The organism is Parabacteroides sp. AF18-52, from assembly GCF_003479145.1.
In the GTDB taxonomy this organism is placed as follows: domain Bacteria; phylum Bacteroidota; class Bacteroidia; order Bacteroidales; family Tannerellaceae; genus Parabacteroides; species Parabacteroides faecis.
Genome location: NZ_QUGR01000002.1, coordinates 673,284 through 694,304 on the forward strand (window position 1 = coordinate 673,284; position 21,021 = coordinate 694,304).

The following is a 21,021-nucleotide window of genomic DNA, read 5'->3' on the forward strand; positions in this document are numbered from 1 at the left end:
TAGTCTCTCATGCTGTTGAGACTACCCTTTTCGTTTAAGAAACTAATATCTTACTCCTGATTTGCCAGGTGGTTCTTCAAAGGATTGGTATACATTTCCAACATCTTGGTACGCAGGAAAGCCTCGTCTTTGTTAGGTAAGACAATCTTATCTAACTGCCCCTGCAAATATTCTTCAAAATGTTTCTTATCTCTCGGACCGTAATTACCGCTGAAACGTTTCGTTCCTGTCAACATATCATAAGCAACATAATTACACGGATAGAAACGGTAATGTTTATAGATTTCCTTATCGATAATAGAAGCGATGGCAGCCACCAACTCGTTCTTTTCCATATCCTTGTCCAAAGCAGCTAACTGGTCGTTGATCGGCTGGGTCAGCGTGAAATGAACACGTCCCTTGTTATTCAGGATACCTGTTTCCATACTCAGCAGGTCATCGCGTTGGCTCTTCACAAATTCAGGATCATCGCGTTTCATCTGGAACTCTTTCGCTTTCAGGAAATCGCACGGATCATATTCGTAAGAGATAGCAACCGGGAAGATATTCAGTTCCATCAAATTGGATACGATATCCTTATCACCGCTCATATTCAACATTTTCAGCACACTACCTTGCGTACGGTCATTCGAATCTTTAGCACGTCCTTCACGCTGTGCGATCCAGATAGATTCTTTTGTTTCATTGATCGTATGACGAATATAAGCAGACAATGTACGGCTCACATCCAACATCTGACGCACAGAAACCCCACGTTTTACGATGAAGCTGTTGTTCAGACGAACTAATGTCTCGATCCATGGACGGATCATCAGGTTATCACCTATCGCAACCTGTGTCATACCGTAGCCCACATCATACAACATGACATTCAGGAAGGAAGCATCCAATACAATGTCGCGGTGGTTGGAAATAAATGTACAAGGTTGTTTGTCTTTCGGAAGGCGGCTACGTCCGGAGATCGTCAGCGAGAAAGTCGTCTTGTTTGCCACCATCATCACTGCCTCGTAAGCCAGTTTCGATTTAAAATCTTCTTTTGTCTTAAACGAGCGCATCGTTTCAGAAAATTCATTCCAGTTCAAATCCGGCTTGATATACCGAAAAGCCCGCTCGAAATCCTCGTTGGCAACCAGTGCTTCTATCGCATCCTTTACCTCATCGTTGTTCAGCGGACGAATGTCGTCAAAATTATAGGAAACTTCTGTATCCATATCTTCTAATTTTATTTACCTGCCTTTTGTAGTTCGTTCTCAATAATGTCAGTCATGACATCTTTGATATCCAATCCGGCAGCCCGAACCTGCTGCGGGATAAAGCTGGTAGCTGTCATACCTGGTGTTGTATTTACCTCGAGCATTTTCGGTTCACCGTCTGCTTCAATAATAAAATCAACCCGGATAAGTCCTTTGGCGCCCAGTATATCATATATTTTCGATGCTTCGCGTTGTACCTTCTCCGTCAGTTCGGGAGAGATACGGGCCGGAGTAATCTCATCAGACTCTCCGTTGTACTTCGCATCGAAATCAAAAAACTCATTCTTCGTAACTACTTCGGTAAGCGGAAAGATCACCTCTTTCCGGGCGATACCCGAACCGCCACCTACCTTATAACAACCGCAAGTCACTTCTGTTCCGGAAATAAAGCTTTCCAGCATGACCTCGTCACCTTCGGCAAAAGCCTTGGCAATAGCCGGTTGCAACTGCGAAGCTTCCTTCACTTTGGTCACACCGAAACTGCTTCCCCCGTCGTTGGGCTTCACAAAAATCGGCAATCCCAAACGGCTGACAGCTTCTTCTTCCGTCACCGTCTGCCCTTTAAACAAACGGATAGAATCAGATATGCTGATACCGAAACTGCGCAAATAATTATTACAAACAAATTTATTAAAAGTAAGAGCGCTCACCAACTGACCACATGAAGAATAAGGCATACCTATCATATCGAAATAACCTTGTAATCGTCCGTCTTCACCCGGAGTACCGTGAATAGTGATATAAGCAAAGTCAAAATGCTTTACCTCACCTGCTTCACAGAAACTAAAATCATTTTTGTCTATTGGTGTATATTCCCCTCCAGGAAGTTTTACCGCCCATTCGCCTTTCTTTACGATGGCAATATATAAATTATATTTGTCTTTATCAATAAAAGAGTAGATTCCTTCTGCACTTTTTAATGAAACAACAATTTCAGAGGAGTCACCTCCGGCTACAATAGCAATGTTCTTTTTCATTTTTATATCTCTTTAGTAGTTGCATACACCCGCCATTTATCTATCAACTGTGTCATGTCGGCTGGTATTTCGGAATCAAAAAACATTTCCTCGCCGGTCGTTGGATGGACAAAACCCAGCGTTTTAGCATGTAATGCCTGCCGGGGACAAATGGCAAAACAGTTCTGTACAAACTGTTTATATCTTGTAAAAGTCGTTCCTTTCAGAACATCGTTTCCGCCATACCGTTCATCGTTAAAAAGCGTATGGCCTATATATTTCATGTGTACACGGATCTGATGCGTACGTCCGGTCTCCAGACGGCATTTCACCAAAGTGACATAGCCCAGACGCTCCAGTACGGAGTAATGGGTAACAGCCGTTTTGCCCTGGTCACCCTCCGGGAAAACCGTCATCTGCATCCGGTCACGCGGATCGCGTCCGATATTACCTTCGATACGCCCTTCATCCTCCTTCACGATTCCCCAAACCAAAGCACGATACTCGCGTTTGGTCGTTTTATTGAAAAACTGAAGGCTCAGATGGGCTTTCGCTTCCGGCTTTTTAGCTACGACCAGCAGCCCGGAAGTATCTTTGTCGATACGGTGGACCAAGCCCAATGCCGGATCATTCGGATCGTAGGTAGGATCATCTTTCAGATACCATGCCAGTGCATTCACCAGTGTTCCGGTATAATTACCGTGACCCGGATGCACGACCAGACCTGCCGGTTTATCCACAACCAGCAAATCATCGTCTTCATAAATGATCTTTATAGGAATATTTTCAGGAATAATAGCCAGGTCACGACGGGGGCGGGACATCATGATCGTCACCACATCCTCCGGCTTCACCCGGTAATTACTTTTTACAGGTTTTCCGTTCGCCATGATACAACCGGCATCGGCAGCCAACTGTATCCGGTTACGGGTCGCACCCATCATCCGGTCTACCAGGAATTTATCTACCCGCAACAAGGACTGTCCGCGATCGGCAACGAAGCGGAAATGTTCATACAGCCGGGGAGTACCATCCTCGTTCTGTTCTAACAGGTCATCAACCTGTTCATCATCCATTTCGTCGAAAAATTCATCCATAGTTAAAACCAGTTTTCTTCTTCACTATCCAATGATTCAACGGGCATATTAGACAAAGAGTCGGTAGGAAGCTCTGCATCCCCACTGCTCACTTTCAGCACCAAAGGCGCCGTAAGCGGGACATGCTCCCCTTTCGCCAGAGTCCGTCCGCGTAAATCGACAGAGACAGCCAGATCTTTGAAATCACCCGGGACATACTCAATCTCTACTTTTTCAAATCCACGGGCTTTTAATAGCGCATACGCCTGGCGGAACGACAAGTCTTCCACTTCCGGAATCGTCGCCATCTGCGAGGTCAATGCATTCACCGTTATAAATACGATACGTCCCTCTTTCACCTTCGAACCTGCCGACGGCACCAGTTCGACAATTGCCCCCGGATCTACATCCTTGGAGAACACTGAGTCGATCACATTATAACGTAAGTTGTTATTTTTGAAGAATTCAGCCGCTTCTTCTATCTTCAGCCCTTTTACATCCGGTACGACAACCGCTTCATTATGCCGCGTATACTTATCGAGCCATACCAACGTACCATAGATCAGTGCACAGGCAACGACCACTGCCAGCAAGAGATTCAGGACGTACGGATTCTTTATCAGTTTAACAAAAAAGTTATTCATTTCTGTTTGTTTTTGTAGGCGGGATCAAAAATAGAAAACAAAGCCGTTAAAACAAAGAAAGTAAAGGCTTTTTAGCAAAAACCTCTACTTTCTTATACTAATTTCTTCTAACGGAGATTATCCGTTATATTCGTCAGATACAGTTAATTTAGCTCTTCCTTTAGCACGACGAGATGCTAATACTCTGCGGCCATTAGCAGTAGCCATTCTAGAACGGAAGCCATGCTTGTTCTTTCTTTTTCTGTTGGAAGGTTGGAATGTTCTTTTCATCTTTCTATATATTTATTTATTATCTTACATATCAATTCGGGCTGCAAAGATAGAGGCTTTTTTTTAATAAACAAAGAGTTGAAAGTTTTTTCTTTTAATTCCAGCCCGGATTCTGTGTCAAATATTCACCTACTGTTTATCCAACATTAAAATGGCATATATGTTTTGTTCTCAAAATTAGCATGCTGCCCTTCAAATTTCTTCGCTTCCTCACCTTCCGGATTCAGTTCGATGGACTTTTTCAGGTCTTCAAAAGCACCTTCTTTATCACCTTTCAGGTTCTTCGCCCGTCCCCGTTCGGCATATGCCTTAGCAAAGTCGGGACGGATCTCGATCGCCTCGTCAAAGAAAGCAATGGCTTCGTCCAGCAATTCTTTTGTGATCAGGAGCGTTCCTTTCAGGATACAGGCATCTTCATTGAACGGATTCAAGTCCAAAGCCTGTTGATAATCGTCAGCGGCAGCGTCCAGATTCCCTAACGATTCATGTATTTTTCCTCTTACCAAATAAGTTGTTTCCTCTTCGGGAGCCAAAGAGATGGCCTTTTCGATATCGGGCAAAGCCTCTTTTCCCTGCTTCAAAGCGAGTAAAACTTCCGCACGAAGTAAATATGCATCTGTAAAATCATCTTTCAAAGCGATCGCTTTCGTCAGGTCGGCGATAGCTCCGAGCTGGTCGCCGGTCGTTCTCTTGGCTTTAGCCATCAGGAACCAGGCAAGATGATTGGATTCTTCCAGTTCGATCACCCGCAGGCAGTCTGCGATCACTTCTGCATCTTTATCCAGCATAAAGAGCACACTCACTCTTGTCAGTAAGGTCTGCACATGATCCGGTTCGATTTCTATCATCCGGTTCAATGTTTCCAATGCCTTTTCCGTCTGGTTAGCCATCGAGTAAGCCGACACCAGGTAATTCATTGTTTCAAAATCCTCCTGAATATTCAGGGCTTCCGTAAAACATTTGATGGCATAAGCGACTTGTCCGATCTTTTGGGCACGGATACCGTCATATTTTAATATGTCAAAATTTTTCTGATCGTTTTTTGCTTTCCCTTCTGCACTATCCTCATTTTTTGAAGAAGAGAATAAAGATGTAAAGAAATTTCCCATGGCTATATATTTATGTTCGAGAGGGCAAATATACAATTATTTTAGCATCTAACACCAACTAAGAACAAACCCGTTTCCTTTCACAAACTTGCCTTTATTTTTTTGATGATAGCTGAAAATCCATCCATCAACGATTGAAAACGCGACTGGCCCGCAATATTATGATTTTCATCTTTATCCTCCCGATGATCAAACAGCATACGTGAGGTCTTTTCCTTTTTCACCCATTCAGTATAGCTATAGCGGTTATTCACCAGGTTATCGCCGCCTTGCCATTGAATAAAAACCTCATCCTGTATCTTAGTCTTCCGGTCCTTCAGAACAGGCACGAAGCTCTTTCCCTGCAACTGTCCCTCCGGCTGAGGAAGTCCGCAAAGATCGCAAAGCGTAGGATACAAATCGACAAAACTGACCATAGATTCGGTCTTTCCTGTCTCCATTCCGGGAACTTTGACTATCAGTGGGACATGAGTAGCCCGGTCAAACAAGGTATGTTTTCCCCAGAAAGTATGTTCACCCAGAGCCCAGCCATGATCGCCTAACAGAACAACGATCGTATTTTTATCCAGTTCCAGTTTTTTCAACTCTTCCAATATCATTCCTACCTGGGCATCTATATAACTGACACATGCGTAATATCCATGTTTTGCCTCCCTTTGAAAAACCTCCTCCTGCAGGTCATTCACACGGGCATAAGAAAACAGTTCTCCCGACTGCGTCACCTCTTTCGGAAGATTGTCAGGCCGATAAGGATTATCCGCTAAAGGGATCCGGTCGCGCTCATACATATCCCAATATTTCTTCGGAGCATTGAAAGGCAGGTGAGGACGCCAGAATCCACAGGCCAGAAAAAACGGTTTGTTCATCTTTTTCAGACGCCGCAAATCATCCATTGTCCTGACAGCTCCTTTTCCATCGTCATAAGCCGTATCAGGCACATCCGCTGATTCACAGAACGGACCGCGCATTGTTTTCGGGTTGATAAAATTACCTGATTCTTTATTCATCCACAATTCCCACTTATTATACTCCGCCCAGTCCGAGCCATATCCATCGGGATTAACCCTCCAGGGATATTCACTCCAGCTATCGTCATGATCTTCTATATTATGAAATATTTTGCCGTTGGAGACCGTATAATAACCATGATCGGTAAACCATTTGGAAATAGGGACCGCCGAAGGGCAGTCACGTGAAGCCCACGCATCAAACCCGATGAATCTATCCGGATAATAAGGCAATACTCCTGTCAACAGACTGGCACGCGAAGCACCACTCACCGGAACATTACAATAGGCATTCTGAAACAATAAAGATGATTCCGCCAAACGATCGATATGGGGAGTTTTAATTGCTTTTACGCCATAACATCCCAATTCCGGACGAAGATCATCCGCCATAATAAACAAGACATTCGGACGCTCTTTGGATTGAGCGTATAAAGAACCTACAGTACAACACAGGGCTGCGGGTACGATCATTTGTTTAATGCAGAAATTCATAGTATATATAGAGCTAAGTTCATTTTACAAAAATACCGGATTATTTAAGTTCTGCAATGAAAATATAGTAATTAAACAATATTCTGATCCTCAGATTATAATCTATTGTAACTTTGCTGTAGTCAACAGATCGGCACACCTGTCTTTTACCCATGTAAATATCATTTTACTAATATAAAACCAAATTCACAAGCATATTGACTGAAAAGCAGGGATATGAATAACACATACATTCAGCATCATTCACTTTACAGAAAAATGATTTTTATATTTATTAACACATCTTCCAGCTAAAAATGCCTTTTCACTCCCCTATAGACGGGATAAAATTCGTTTTAAACGAGATTAAATTTTATTGAAAACGAATTCTATTTTTATTACAGAAAAATTTTGCTGCGGCTAAAATTAATTTGTGTTAATTTAAAGAGAAATATATTACTTCAAGAATGACAAAAAAGCCTATCCGCATGTTTTAAAACACTTCCACACATCTGGAACTATCCTGAAACCAGACAGACATTAAATATCATAAACTACATAAAACACATCCAACAACAACAAAAGAGAAGCCATTACATTCACAAACACGACTAAATAACATCAATTCGATCGAAATAACAGCATTTCAAACACGACTACCTTCTCTACAACTGCATAAAAAACAAACAGTCTATTCCTCCCCCGAATAATCCTCCTATAAGACACATAATATAGCATTTTGTCAGTTTGATACCTTTGTAAAAACATCAGACATCTGTCATGCCCCGGTATCGAACACGAATACAAGATAAGCGAAATGACAAAACCTGCTTTTTATCACAAAAAAACACAATAACCTAACAATACAAAACTTATCTAACGCAAAACATTTCATTCTTTTACTATTTTTTATATTACAAAAAAAGACATACTAACGATATTTTATTATATTTGCATGCAATTTATAACTTGGCGGAGATTGTTTTAGTTACTTCTCTCAGAGATATTAGATACTTTTATTGCACACAAATATAAATATGGAAAACATAGAAACTGGACTATTATTAATGGTCGTAGGAATGACCACAGTATTTGCTATTCTTTTGATCGTTATTTATTTAGGTAAAGGATTAATCACACTGGTTAACAAATACGCACCTGAAGAAGTCATCGTAAAAAAGCAAACGGTAACACAAGCCGCCGCAGCACAGGCAGGAAATGTATCAGGCAAGACCACAGCAGCAATCGTAGCAGCAGTCAGCATGGTTACAGGCGGACAGGGCAAGGTTACAAAGATCGAGAAAATATAATACTAGCTATACACAAAATATCATGAAAAGAGAAATCAAATTCAGTTTGGTTTTCAGAGACATGTGGCAATCTGCCGGTAAATATGTCCCTAGAGTAGACCAACTAACAAGAGTTGCCCCCGCTATCGTTGAGATGGGCTGTTTCGCCCGCGTTGAAACCAACGGAGGAGGTTTTGAGCAAGTTAATTTACTATTCGGAGAAAATCCTAATAAAGCCGTACGCGAATGGACGAAGCCATTCCATGAAGCAGGTATTCAAACACATATGTTAGACCGTGCCCTGAACGGACTTCGTATGAGCCCGGTGCCCGCTGACGTGCGCCAGCTTTTCTACAAGGTAAAAAAAGCACAGGGAACCGATATTACCCGTACGTTCTGCGGACTGAACGATGTACGCAACATCGCTCCTTCCATCCAGTATGCCAAAGAGGCCGGAATGATCTCCCAGTGCTCACTCTGTATCACCCACTCTCCCATCCATACGGTTGAATATTACACCAAGATGGCCCTGGAACTGATCGAGCTGGGAGCAGACGAGATCTGTATCAAAGATATGGCCGGTATCGGTCGTCCTTATTCGCTGGGACAGATCGTTGCCAATATCAAAGCCAAACATCCTGAAATACCTATCCAGTATCATAGCCACGCAGGCCCCGGATTCAATGTCGCTTCCATTCTGGAAGTTTGTAATGCCGGCTGCGACTATATCGACGTAGGTATGGAACCGCTTTCATGGGGTACAGGACATGCCGACCTGCTGACCGTACAGGCAATGCTGAAAGATGCCGGTTACAAAGTGCCGGAGATCAATATGGAAGCCTATATGAAAGTGCGCAGTATGATCCAGGAATTTATGGACGATTTCTTAGGCTTGTATATCAGCCCGAAGAACCGCTTGATGAACTCCCTGCTGATCGGTCCGGGACTTCCCGGCGGTATGATGGGTAGCCTGATGGCTGACCTGGAAAAGAATCTGGAATCGATCAATAAGAGCAATATCAAGAACAACAAGCCGTTGATGTCGCAAGACCAGCTGCTTATCAAGCTGTTCGACGAAGTGGCTTATGTATGGCCGCGTGTAGGTTATCCTCCATTGGTAACGCCATTCAGCCAGTACGTGAAGAACCTGGCGTTGATGAACGTGATGCAGATGGAAAAAGGGAAAGCCCGCTGGAGCATGATCGCCGATGATATCTGGGATATGATTCTCGGAAAAGCAGGCAGACTGCCTGGTCCGCTTGCGCCGGAGATTATCGAGAAAGCAAAAGCCGAAGGACGCGAGTTCTTCACCGGCAATCCGCAGGATAACTATCCGGATGCACTCGACAAATACCGCAAGATGATGAACGAAAAGCAATGGGAAACAGGTGAAGACGATGAAGAACTGTTCGAATACGCCATGCATCCGGCCCAGTATGAGGCTTACCGTTCAGGAAAAGCGAAAGTAGAATTCCTGGCAGATGTTGCCCTGAAGAAAAAAGCCCAGCAGGAAAAAGAACATCCGGCCGCACCGGTTGCCGCTGCTCCCGCCCTGCCTACGACGCCACAGGTATTGACGGTAGACGTCGACGGACAGCCTTACCGTGTAACCGTAGCTTTCGGAGATTCTGCCAATGCTGCACCGGTGGCTGCCTCTGAAAAGGCTGCACAACCTGCCGCATCCGCAGCTCCCGCACCGGCGGCTGGCGCAGGCAACGAAATACTTTCGCCGCTGGAAGGTAAATTCTTCCTGGTGAAGAACGCTTCCGAAACTCCGCTCAAAGTGGGTGACGTGGTAAAAGAAGGCGATGTTCTTTGCTACGTGGAAGCAATGAAAACATACAATGCCGTACGTTCCGAATTCAGCGGAACGATCACTTCCATCAATTATGCCGGTGGTGATACGGTTTCAGAAGATGACGTATTAATGACGATACAGTAATGAACGAGATATTTCAAAATCTGTATGAAATGACTGCGTTCAGCAACATTATTGCTGAACCGCAGTTCCTGATCATGTATGCAATCGCATTCATATTGCTTTATTTGGGTATCAAGAAACAATATGAACCTTTGCTGCTTGTCCCTATTGCGTTCGGAGTGTTGCTCGCCAACTTTCCGGGAGGCGAAATGGGTGTGATCCAGGCAGATGAAAACGGATTGATCAACGTACACGGAGTAATGAAGAATATCTGGGAAATGCCTTTGCACGACATTGCGCACGAACTGGGACTGATGAACTTCATATATTACATGTTGATCAAAACAGGATTTCTTCCGCCAATCATTTTTATGGGTGTGGGTGCTCTGACCGATTTCGGTCCGATGCTCCGTAACCTTCGCCTGTCTATTTTCGGTGCGGCTGCACAGCTAGGTATTTTTACTGTATTACTGGTTGCTATCCTGATGGGATTCACTCCTAAAGAAGCGGCTGCACTGGGTATTATCGGTGGTGCCGACGGACCTACAGCGATCTTTACGACCATTAAGCTGGCTCCTCATCTATTAGGCCCGATCGCTATTGCAGCTTACTCTTATATGGCTTTGGTGCCAGTAATCATACCGTTGGTAGTAAAAGCGCTATGTTCCAAGAAAGAGTTATGCATCAACATGAAGGAACAGGAAAAGAAATACCCGTCCACAACAGAGATCAAGAATCTGCGTGTACTGAAAATCATTTTCCCAATTGTCGTAACGACCGTTGTTGCCTTGTTCGTGCCGAGTGCCGTGCCTTTGATCGGTATGTTGATGTTCGGTAACCTGGTGAAAGAGATCGGAACAAATACATTCCGCCTGTTCGATGCCGCATCAAACAGCATCATGAACGCGGCAACGATCTTCCTCGGATTATCGGTCGGTGCAACCATGACAGCGGAGGCATTCCTGAATATGACAACAATCGGTATCGTAGTCGGCGGATTCCTGGCATTTGCCTTGTCTATCGCCGGAGGTATTTTCTTCGTGAAGCTGTTCAACTTATTCACCAAGAAAAAGATCAACCCGCTTATCGGTGCAACCGGATTAAGTGCCGTTCCGATGGCTTCGCGTGTAGCCAACGAAATTGCCCTGAAATACGATCCGAAAAACCATGTGCTTCAATATTGTATGGCCAGTAATATCTCCGGTGTGATCGGTTCGGCTGTTGCGGCAGGTGTATTGATATCGTTCTTAGGTTAAAACTGATAACATACGACAGTATGTCTAAACGAATATTTACCGGAAGCAGATAACGCAGAATTCGCAGAGGAACGCAGACATTATTAATTATCAATAAAATAAATCTGCGTATATCAGCGAATTCTGCGTTATCTGCGTCCGGTTTATTTGTTTGGGCACATTTTCACCTCTCTCTTCCGACATTTTACAAAGATTAAAGTAACTCATTTCGGTCTTTTTGAGCATTTATTAACCTTTTCTAATAAATAAATTGCCCTCAAATGCTGTAATCCAAAAATAAATACTTTAATTTGTGACTTGATATAGGAATGTTTTTTATCCTTTTCTTAAATGTGATTGAATATGAAGGACACTCATGAAACTAATCTGCCGGCTGAAGAAACTGGCAAATTGGAAGAAACTAAAGCACCGGAAGTGACTCCGGAAAACAACATTGCGGCTGAAGTTGAAACGACCGGAACAGTGGAAGAAACGACTGAAACGGCGACAGATGCTACTGTAACGGTAGAGGAAGCAACAGCGAATGCGATCGGTAAATTGTCTAAAGAAGAGATTCTTGAAAAATTGACCGAACTGGTAAATGCTGCTGCCGAAACTGCACGCAACGAGGTGGAATCGTTGAAACAGGCATTTTACAAAATCCACAGAGCCGAAGTTGAAGAATCGAAGAAAACATTCCTCGAAGACGGAGGAGAAGAAAAGGATTTCGTTGCACCTGAAGATGAAGCCGAAAACAAACTGAAAGAATTGCTGACTGTTTACAAAGAAAAAAGAGCGGCAATCCTGGCAGAAGAGGATCGTGTGAAGGCAGCGAACTATGCTCTGAAACTCCAACTGATCGATCAGTTAAAAGTCTTGACAGAAAGCCAGGACGATTTCAATAAACTATACAACGACTTTAAGGATATCCAGCAGAGATGGAAAGAAATTAAACTCGTACCACAGGAACATGCAAACGAACTGTGGAAAAACTATCAGACTTACAGCGAAAGATTCTACGATATAATCAAGATCAACAATCAGTTCCGCGATTATGACTTCAAGAAGAATCTGGAACTGAAAACTGCCTTGTGCGAAACAGTCGAAAAGTTGCAGACAGAACCGGATGTCGTATCCGCGTTCCACCAGCTTCAGAAACTGCACCAGCAATGGCGTGAGATCGGTCCGGTAGCAAAAGAACTGCGCGAAGAGCTATGGGCTCGTTTCAAAGCGGCTTCTACCGTGATCAACAAACGTCACCAGGAGCACTTCGAATCACTGAAATCGAAAGAGCAGGAGAATCTGATCGCTAAAACAGCTATCTGCGAAGAAATAGAAGGTATCGACTTCGAAGCTTTGAAGACATTCAAAGACTGGGAAGAAAAGAACAAAGAGGTAATCGCTTTACAGGAAAAATGGAAAACAATCGGTTTCGCACCGAAAAAATCCAATGTGAAGATATTCGAACGCTTCCGTGCAGCCTGTGATGTTTATTTCAATAAGAAAAGTACTTTCTACAAAGGTATCAAAGAAGAGATGGAAAAGAATCTCGAATTGAAAAAGGCCTTGTGTGAAAAAGCCGAAGCCCTGAAAGACAGTACAGAATGGAAGAGTACGACTGAAAAGATGATCGCTCTGCAGAAGGAATGGAAAACGATCGGTTCGGTAGCCCGCAAGCATTCGGACATCGTTTGGAAACGTTTCATTTCTGCTTGTGATTATTTCTTCGAACAAAAGAATAAGAACGTGTCTTCCCAGAAAAGCGTAGAACAGACAAACCTGGCTGCCAAGAAAGCGTTGATCGAAAAGATCAATAAGTTGGATGAAGCACTGGGCACAGACGACGCTTTAGCTGAACTGAAAGGTTTGATGGCAGAATGGAATACGATCGGTCACGTTCCTTTCAAGGAAAAAGATAAAATCTATAAAGAATATCACGAAGCGGTAGACAATCAGTTCGACCGTTTGAAAGTAGACCAGACTGACCGTAAAATGCAGTCGTACCGCAGTAATCTGAACGATATGACAAGCGGAGAACACGGAAAGGGCAAACTGTACGGCGAACGTGAAAAACTGATGAGAATGTATGACCGCATGAAAAATGAATTGCAGACATACGAAAATAACATCGGTTTCCTCAGCATCTCCTCTAAAGGCGGTGGTGGTCTCGTAAAAGAGATGGAGCGCAAGATCGAAAAACTGAAAGATGAGATGGCGCTCATAATCAAAAAGATCGATGCGATAGATGAAAATCTTGAATAAATAAAAACGAAGCCGTCTCACTAACAGACGGCTTCGCTGTTTATATAACTTATGATATCTCAGATACATTTTTTTAATCCGGGGCATGAAACGGCTGTATTAGTGGGTTCCGAAAACTATACGCCTCCAGCCAATGTACAAAGGATGATAAGGGAATTATCATACCTTCCGGTTTGGTATGCAAACAGCAACGATTATGTCTACGTGGAAGAGATCGCTTCTCCCCGTTTTTTCTCTTTAAAACCGAAAGAGTTCAGGCCATTTGCCACTCTTGTCACCGGCAAAGAACTGAAGAGCCTGGAAACGTCGTTCACAGAATTGGAGGCTGCTCCCTGGGGATTATCCCCACATAGCCTGCATCTATTCCGGAAGCTAAAAAATAACTTCAATCTGAATTTATCCGTACCGGCCTGGAAAGAAGATTATTTCCGGTTGACCGGACGGCAAACGGCAGCTGAGTGTCTGGAACTGATACGCCAGCAATTACCTGACCTTCCGATCCCGGTCGCTCCCAAATTTTGCAAGAAGATCAGAGAAATTGAGAAATATCTGATCCTGCAGAATGCTCCATTTGTCGTAAAAACTCCCTATTCTTCATCCGGACGCGGTTTGCTCTGGATTCCGGAACGTAAACTGACGACCAAAGACCGTAACTGGATAGAAGGGGCCATTGCCAAACAAGGGATTGTCAGCATTGAATGCGGTCTGAATAAGGTACAGGATTTAGCGATGGAGTTTTATTCTGACGGGAATGGAAATGTCACCTACGAGGGATTGTCTGTTTTCGGAACGGGAGAAAAAGGGGCCTACTCGGGAAATATATTAGGCAGCCAGGAGTATCTAAGCACACCGATCAAACGCTGGGTCGGAGAAGATGTTTATCTTCAGATACAAAATGCGGTTACCGATGCTCTGAGACGTATATATGGCAATCTCTATCGCGGATATCTGGGTGTAGATATGATCGTATATAAAACAAAGGACGGTACGCATGCCATCCATCCCTGCATCGAGATTAACATGCGTTACACAATGGGGCTGGTCGCTTTACGCCTCAGCCAGAAATACCTGTCTCCTGCTGCTATCGGCGATTTCAACATTACCTATGAGAGTAAAGATGGAGAAGCCTACGAACGTCATCGTTTTATGAAAGAGACTTATCCGCTTATTATCGAAAACGGCAAGATCAGGGAAGGATATTTATCTTTATGCCCGGTCACAAAAGAGACAAGGTACAGGGCTTATATGTTAGTTATGTAGATAGCCCGGCTATCTACATAACATAAGCAGCTTGTTTGTCAGAAATCAATTGTCTATTTTATTATTTATGGTGGCGAACAGTACGGATTGTTTTAACATCTCCCTTATTTCCACCTAATTTATAACCCAAAGATAGTCCAAAAGTAAATGTTCGGTCATGCACTCCTTTCGATAAATGAGTAAAACTCGGTAAATAAGCGATATTAAAACCTAACTGCATATTTCCAATATCTTTCCGTATGCCTCCTACGCATTTCAAACCGAACAAAACAGGGTGAATGCCATCCAGATTTTCTTTAGTAGACTCATATCCTTCCGGTCTGGATTGATCAAAATCAGAATATGTCACTTCTACTGATTTCAATTTAAAATCAAGACGGGGACCGACACCGATAAAAAAGGTGTACCCGTCCTGACTGGTTTTCTTGATATCAAATGTTGTACTTACGGTCAGATAATGCAGTTTATCTTTCACTGTGAGGTAATCACTATTTTCTCCTGTAATCGAAGCATAAAGTATTTTCTCCTGACCACCTCTCCGCATATACCCTATACTGCTGGATAAATTATACCATCCCTTATCCATATACTGCATTCCCAAAGCCATCTGATAAGGATAAACATTCCCCGATACGACCTTAGAATGCCGCATAGAAGTAATACTAAACCCATTCTCCAACGTAACCACTTGTGCTTTTCCCATTGCAGCAATAGACAACAGCACACAAACCAGCCATACACAACTCTTATTTTTCATAACTTGTATTTATTTTGTTATGATAGTTAAACGAGAGTCGAAACAGTTTCGTATGTTACCCCCTGGTATTTAGGACAACTATAGGGGATTTTTTATTATACGGGTAAAAACTTCTTCCCGACAATTACGGGCAACAGGAATTTCATGCCCTGCCACCTTCAACATATTTCCCTCAACCAAATTAACACGATGCACATTGACGATATACGAACGATGGGTCTGAATAAAGAGATCTCCCGGCAAAGAGTTTATGATATTTTTCATCGTAGAATGAACAAGTATTTTTTCTGCCGGGGTGTAGATCGTTATATAGTTTTCCAACCCTTCTACAAAAAGGATATCCTTAAAATACACTTTCTTCATTTGTTTATCACTCTTTACAAAAAAGAAATCTTCCACTTCGGTAGGAACCTCTTTTTGCAAAAGAGCATGTACCTTATTGACTGCTTTCAGAAAGCGTTCAAAAGGGATCGGTTTCAGCAGATAGTCCGTCACATCCAGTTCATACCCCTTCAGCGCATATTGTTCATAGGCGGAAGTGATGATTACTTTCGGAGGGTTTATCAGGGTGGCCAGCAAATCCAGACCGGAAAGATAAGGCATCTCGATATCCAGAAAAAGCAAATCAGGCTGTTCCGTCTTTAAAAGCGTATTCAACTGTATGGCATCTTCACATACGCCTGTCAGCGTCAGGAAATCCACTTTCTCCACATATGATTGCAATCCTTGGCAAGCAACGGGTTCATCATCTGTTATGATACATTTTATTTTCATACATTATCTGTTTCAATTGTCAATCGGGCAATAAAACAAAATGGTTTATCCTGTATTTCCAGGCTGTATTTATCCGGATATAACAGGACAAGCCGCCTTTGGAGATTTTCCAAACCGATACCTTTACGGACAGTTTTTTCTGGCGGGTTCAATGGTTTGGAGTTTTCGATACAAAATATGATCTTTTCGTCTTCCAGCGACATATTCAAATTAATCTTATACTCTCCGCCCACATATTTAAAAGCATTCTCTATCAAAGGTAAAAAAAGTAACGGATAAATTTCCTGATCTTTCAGCTTATCATCGATATGCACTTCCAACACCAGCCGTTTACTCATCCGTAGCCGCTGAAAATCCATATAAGTTTTCAGATAATCGATTTCCCGCCGGACCGGAACCTGTTGATTTCCGCCATACAATTGATACCGTAACAACTCCGACAGCATTTCCAATGTATGCCGGGGTATCGGATTCTTTTCATCGATCTGGAAATAGACCGTATTCAAAGCATTAAAAAGGAAATGAGGATGATACTGTGCCCGAAGAAATTTAAGTTCGATCTCCAACTGATCTACTTTTATCTTCTCCAACTGTAAGGTTTGCTGATTATATTCTTTCTCCAGCTTATCGTTTCGAATCAGAATGTAGTACAAGAAAAAATACAATATACAAACGACATTTGCGATCACATAATCGGCAAGCTTATCGCCCATATATAGAATACCTATAGAATCACCGGCATACAAAATCAGATTCACACTTAAAAACAAATACACAACCAACAAAGTATATTCCAGTGTTACGGAAAAACTTTTAGCCCTAACCTTCTCCATATAATAGCGGCCTTTGAAATCAAATCCATAACTCACTAATACGGAAACTAATAATGCTATTACATGAAGTGATTTAGACTCTGCCCAAAATGGATTATGATTCGGCAAATCAGTAACCAACCGAATGGTATTGAACATGACGACACCCAGAATCAACGGATACATCCAGCGAAGAAACAATTTCATATCAGTATGCTTTATTTCTACAAATTTATTCTTTTACTCCGATGTAGCACTACCGGCTACAAAAAAACACCTATCTCTTTTGCTTTTTGTATCAAAAGTAGACGGGTGGAGATACGTGGGGAAATTATTGTGACAAAGGGTAAGAATTATTTGACGAATGGTTATTCTTTCTCAAATTCTTCCAACTCCTGAAGTCCTTTTTTGTTGCTGTGCATTTATTAACTCGTTATCGTATTGTTTACTACATCAGTCGTATACAAAGATGAATAATTACAATGACGAGGAAAAATAATATTATTTATTAACAAAATTAGTATTGTTCGTTACAGAGAAAAACCTACTTTTGTTTCAAATAAGAAACAAAGTTCCACATAAGAAACCAATAAACAATCCAAACAACCATGATCACGCAGGTAGAAACAGAGGAGAAAAATACAACAAAATACAATATCCCGATGCTTGAAAAAAGCTTCGAGCTACTGGAGTTTCTGGTCAATTACCCCAGTGGCCTGACCATGCAGGAAATTGTAAATTTGCTGGATACTCCTAAAACAACCATATACCGGTTATTAAATTCGATGCAGGGGATGGGATATCTGACAAAAGATGCAGATACACAACGCTACTCCTTATCCAAACGATTTCTGAAACTGGGACTGGCTGCTTTGGGCGAATCGAATATAGTAGAACAATCGCTGGCTCCGATGCGTGCCTTGCGAGATACGATCAAGGAAAGTGTTATGTTGGGTGTCTTTATGGAGAACCGGGTCGTCTTGCTCGAACAGGTTTTAGGCTCACATAATTTCACTTTCCTGTTACGCCCGGGTACAAGTTTCTTTCTGCATGCCTCGGCACCGGGCAAACTTTTCCTGGCTTATCTTTCAGATGAAGAACGTGAGAAAGCGATGCAAACTATTCAATATACAGTCTTCAACAAGCGTACGATCGCCAACGAAGAGCAGATGCGAAAAGAAATAAATCATATAAGAAAAGTTGGCTATGCCGTCGACCTGGAAGAAGAAATGGCAGGCGTTCATTGCATTGCAACCCCCATATTCAACCAATTCGGCAGTATCGCAGCAACCATCTGGACTTCCGGTCCATCCGGCCGGTTGGAAAAAGAGAAATTCCCGGAAACATCGAAAGAACTGATCCGGACAGCTAACATCATCTCCGCAAACCTGGGGTATATTCCTAAATAAATCATCATTTTCTAAATACGGACACCATGAGAAACTACAGCAAATTCATCATCTTTCTGGCGACAGTCTGCATAGGGAGTATGCAACTTTCCGCCGAACAAATGGACCCGAAGAAAATTACACTCACCGCAAAGGCCAAAGAACAATTGGCGGGAAAACAAATATTGTATATAGAAAGGGAACAGTATGCCCCGGACCATCACAATACCGCCACTCTTTTCCAGAAAGGGGAAATCAATGAAAGCAGTTTCTTCCCGGGAGGTGCCATGCGTATTTTTGATGTAAACACAGGGAATACGACCACACTGATCGAACTGAAAGATGGAGTTGTACGTGATCCGGAATTATCTTTCGACGGGAAAAAGATCATTTTCTCCATGCGGAAAAACAAGGACGATTTCTATCATATTTACGAAATAAACACGGATGGCAGCGGATTAAAACAACTGACCTTCGCCGAAGGGGTGTCGGATATAGATCCTTTATACTTGCCCGACGGAGGGATTCTGTTTAGCTCCACCCGCCAGCCGAAATACTGTATGTGCAACCGCCATATCATGTGTAATCTATACAGGATGGAGGCAGACGGGGCAAACATTACCCAGATCGGGGTCAGTACTTTGTTTGAAGGCCATTCTACCCTGCTAAGCGATGGCAGGATCCTGTATGACCGCTGGGAATATGTAGACCGCAACTTCGGAGATGCGCAGGGTTTATGGACCGTCAATCCCGACGGCACCAAACATTCCATCTATTACGGAAATAATACCCAATCGCCCGGAGGTGTGATCGACGGACGCCAGATACCGGGAACCGACCAGGTAATCTGTATCTTCGGCTCCTGCCATGACCGCCCCTGGGGTGCCCTTGCCATTATAGACCGGAAGAAGGGTGTGGACGGAGTGGAACCGGTCGTACAAATATGGCCGGAAGAAAGCCGGAAACTCGTCGACAAAGGAGACCTGGACTCTTTCAAATGGATTGAATATTTCTTTGAAGACCCTTATCCTTTAAATAAAAACTTCTTCCTGACTTCCCGTACCATCTGGGCTAAACCCGGAGGCTGGATGCATGTCGATTCCAAATCCGGTATTTACCTGGTCGGGAGAGACGGCACACAGGAGCTGATCGTTGAAGGGAACAGAAGCCTTTTTGACCCGATGATCATCGAACCGCGCCCTAAACCGCACACAATTCCTTCCAACAGAAATTATACGGACAAAAAGGGGACTTTCTATGTACAGAACGTTTACCACGGAACACATATGAAAGGGGTGGAACCGGGTACCGCCAAATATCTACGCGTCATCGAATCCCCGGAAAAAAGAACATGGACAAAGAGCGGCTGGGGCGGTCAGGGCGAACAGGCGCCGGCAGTCAACTGGCATAGCTTTGAGAATAAACGTATTCTGGGGGAAGTACCGGTCGAAGAAGACGGTTCGGTCAACTTCGAGGTCCCTTCAGGAACATTTGTATTTTTCCAGTTATTGGATAAAGATAAAAAGATGATCCAATCCATGCGAAGCGGCACAATGGTCATGTCGGGAGAGATAAACGGTTGTATCGGTTGCCATGAAGACCGCCTGAGCGTGCCCAGCGCGATGGGTCCTAAGCCGCTGGCTCTGAAAAAGGCACCGGTAAAACTAACCGGATGGATGGGAAAAGCGCCTAAAAAATTCTCGTTCATGGAAGAGGTCCAGCCTGTTTTGGATAAAAATTGCGTGCGTTGCCATGACTTCGATCCTAAAAACCGCGATAAACTCGTACTGGCAAAAGATAAGAACCCATTCTTCAATGCTGCCTATGTCAATTTATATGTAAAGAAGGAGATCACCCTCATCGGTGGCGGACCGGCCCCGATACAAGAACCTTATTCCTGGGGAGCGCATGCCAGCAAGCTGACAAAAGTTATCGACGGTAACCATCAGGGAGTCAAATTATCTCCCAAAGAAAAAGAGATTCTTTACACCTGGATGGACCTGAACGGCGTCTACTATCCGGTATACGAATCTGCTTTCGACTCGACACTAGCCGGACGAAGCCCGTTATATAACCAGGAGATCGAGGAATTAATAAAACTGACGGAGGTGAACATCTGGGACCTCAACAACCACGGGCGAAAATTGACCGCACAGATCTCTTTCGACCGTCCTGAAGTCAGCCCATGCCTGGATAAGATACGGAACGACAAACAGAAATATACCCGTGCCGTCGAAATTATCCGTACCGGACAGAAACGGTTGAAAGCGACTCCGCGCGGAGATATCGAAAAAGATCTTGTTCCTTGCGAACGGCATAAAGCGCAACTGCGAAAATATGCGGAACGACTGAAGATCGAGCAACAAAACTGTTCGATCATCGGACAAGACGGGAAGGTTTACGATAAGTAAAAAGCGACCGGTCTTATCTTTTTCATTCGAGATACTGTAATATTCATTCCTCTTTCGGGAGGAAAAGGGATATGCTGTCTTAATACGCAAGAATCTCCTGCTTGGGAAACTCCAGTTTCCTGC

Annotated in this window: 17 protein-coding genes; 7 read left to right on the forward strand and 10 right to left on the reverse strand. The window is 43.3% G+C overall.

The window, feature by feature from the left end; translation table 11 throughout:
- Window positions 1–50 precede the first annotated feature (50 nt).
- The 7 genes from DWX23_RS06195 to DWX23_RS06225 all read right to left on the reverse strand — a co-directional run bounded on the left by DWX23_RS06195 (window position 51) and on the right by DWX23_RS06225 (window position 6,789).
- Window positions 51–1,211, reverse strand: a complete 1,161-nt coding sequence (locus DWX23_RS06195) for a 1-acyl-sn-glycerol-3-phosphate acyltransferase (RefSeq protein WP_122354338.1) — start codon at window positions 1,209–1,211, stop codon at window positions 51–53.
- An 11-nt stretch (window positions 1,212–1,222) separates the two neighbouring features.
- Window positions 1,223–2,230, reverse strand: a complete 1,008-nt coding sequence (locus DWX23_RS06200; RefSeq protein WP_122373819.1) for a D-alanine--D-alanine ligase — start codon at window positions 2,228–2,230, stop codon at window positions 1,223–1,225.
- Window positions 2,231–2,232: 2 nt separating this feature from the next.
- Complete coding sequence (locus DWX23_RS06205; protein WP_122354340.1) at window positions 2,233–3,306, reverse strand: RluA family pseudouridine synthase; 1,074 nt, start codon at window positions 3,304–3,306, stop codon at window positions 2,233–2,235.
- A gap of 2 nt (window positions 3,307–3,308) precedes the next feature.
- Entirely contained in the window at window positions 3,309–3,929 is a 621-nt protein-coding gene (locus tag DWX23_RS06210) for a PASTA domain-containing protein (RefSeq protein ID WP_122354341.1), read from the reverse strand.
- A gap of 117 nt (window positions 3,930–4,046) precedes the next feature.
- Entirely contained in the window at window positions 4,047–4,199 is a 153-nt protein-coding gene (gene rpmH / locus DWX23_RS06215; protein ID WP_005633099.1) for a 50S ribosomal protein L34, read from the reverse strand.
- Window positions 4,200–4,345: 146 nt separating this feature from the next.
- Complete coding sequence (locus DWX23_RS06220) at window positions 4,346–5,308, reverse strand: tetratricopeptide repeat protein (protein WP_122373820.1); 963 nt, start codon at window positions 5,306–5,308, stop codon at window positions 4,346–4,348.
- An 80-nt stretch (window positions 5,309–5,388) separates the two neighbouring features.
- Window positions 5,389–6,789: a sulfatase gene (locus tag DWX23_RS06225; protein WP_255419750.1), complete on the reverse strand. Its 1,401-nt coding sequence runs from the start codon at window positions 6,787–6,789 to the stop codon at window positions 5,389–5,391.
- Between the two features lie 1,037 nt (window positions 6,790–7,826).
- Here DWX23_RS06225 and DWX23_RS06230 point away from each other — a divergent pair.
- The 5 genes from DWX23_RS06230 (at window position 7,827) to DWX23_RS06250 (ending at window position 14,756) form a co-directional block, all read left to right on the forward strand.
- Entirely contained in the window at window positions 7,827–8,099 is a 273-nt protein-coding gene (locus tag DWX23_RS06230) for an OadG family protein (protein ID WP_122354344.1), read from the forward strand.
- 22 nt (window positions 8,100–8,121) lie between these two features.
- The gene (locus DWX23_RS06235) at window positions 8,122–10,020 is read left to right on the forward strand and encodes a biotin/lipoyl-containing protein (protein WP_122373822.1); all 1,899 of its coding nucleotides are present in this window, start codon (window positions 8,122–8,124) and stop codon (window positions 10,018–10,020) included.
- Complete coding sequence (locus tag DWX23_RS06240; protein ID WP_122373823.1) at window positions 10,020–11,255, forward strand: sodium ion-translocating decarboxylase subunit beta; 1,236 nt, start codon at window positions 10,020–10,022, stop codon at window positions 11,253–11,255. The genes DWX23_RS06235 and DWX23_RS06240 overlap by 1 nt, the downstream gene beginning before the upstream one ends.
- 342 nt (window positions 11,256–11,597) lie before the next feature.
- Window positions 11,598–13,496, forward strand: coding sequence for a DUF349 domain-containing protein (locus tag DWX23_RS06245; RefSeq protein ID WP_122373824.1), 1,899 nt, complete (start codon window positions 11,598–11,600; stop codon window positions 13,494–13,496).
- Between the two features lie 51 nt (window positions 13,497–13,547).
- Window positions 13,548–14,756, forward strand: coding sequence for a hypothetical protein (locus tag DWX23_RS06250; protein WP_122373825.1), 1,209 nt, complete (start codon window positions 13,548–13,550; stop codon window positions 14,754–14,756).
- 61 nt (window positions 14,757–14,817) lie between these two features.
- Here DWX23_RS06250 and DWX23_RS06255 read toward each other — a convergent pair whose 3' ends face one another.
- The 3 genes from DWX23_RS06255 to DWX23_RS06265 all read right to left on the reverse strand — a co-directional run bounded on the left by DWX23_RS06255 (window position 14,818) and on the right by DWX23_RS06265 (window position 17,306).
- Window positions 14,818–15,513: an outer membrane beta-barrel protein gene (locus tag DWX23_RS06255; RefSeq protein ID WP_122373826.1), complete on the reverse strand. Its 696-nt coding sequence runs from the start codon at window positions 15,511–15,513 to the stop codon at window positions 14,818–14,820.
- A gap of 78 nt (window positions 15,514–15,591) precedes the next feature.
- A complete protein-coding gene (locus DWX23_RS06260; RefSeq protein ID WP_122373827.1) occupies window positions 15,592–16,287 on the reverse strand; it encodes a LytTR family DNA-binding domain-containing protein in 696 nt (231 codons plus the stop codon).
- On the reverse strand, window positions 16,284–17,306 hold the full coding sequence (locus DWX23_RS06265; RefSeq protein ID WP_122354356.1) for a sensor histidine kinase: 1,023 nt from the start codon (window positions 17,304–17,306) through the stop codon (window positions 16,284–16,286). Before DWX23_RS06265 ends, DWX23_RS06260 begins: the two co-directional genes overlap by 4 nt.
- Before the next feature lie 401 nt (window positions 17,307–17,707).
- On the opposite strand from DWX23_RS06265, the gene DWX23_RS06270 reads away from it, so the two are divergent.
- Window positions 17,708–18,508, forward strand: coding sequence for an IclR family transcriptional regulator (locus DWX23_RS06270; RefSeq protein ID WP_122354357.1), 801 nt, complete (start codon window positions 17,708–17,710; stop codon window positions 18,506–18,508).
- Window positions 18,509–18,534: 26 nt separating this feature from the next.
- Window positions 18,535–20,898, forward strand: a complete 2,364-nt coding sequence (locus tag DWX23_RS06275) for a hypothetical protein (protein ID WP_122373828.1) — start codon at window positions 18,535–18,537, stop codon at window positions 20,896–20,898.
- Window positions 20,899–21,021: the final 123 nt, after the last annotated feature.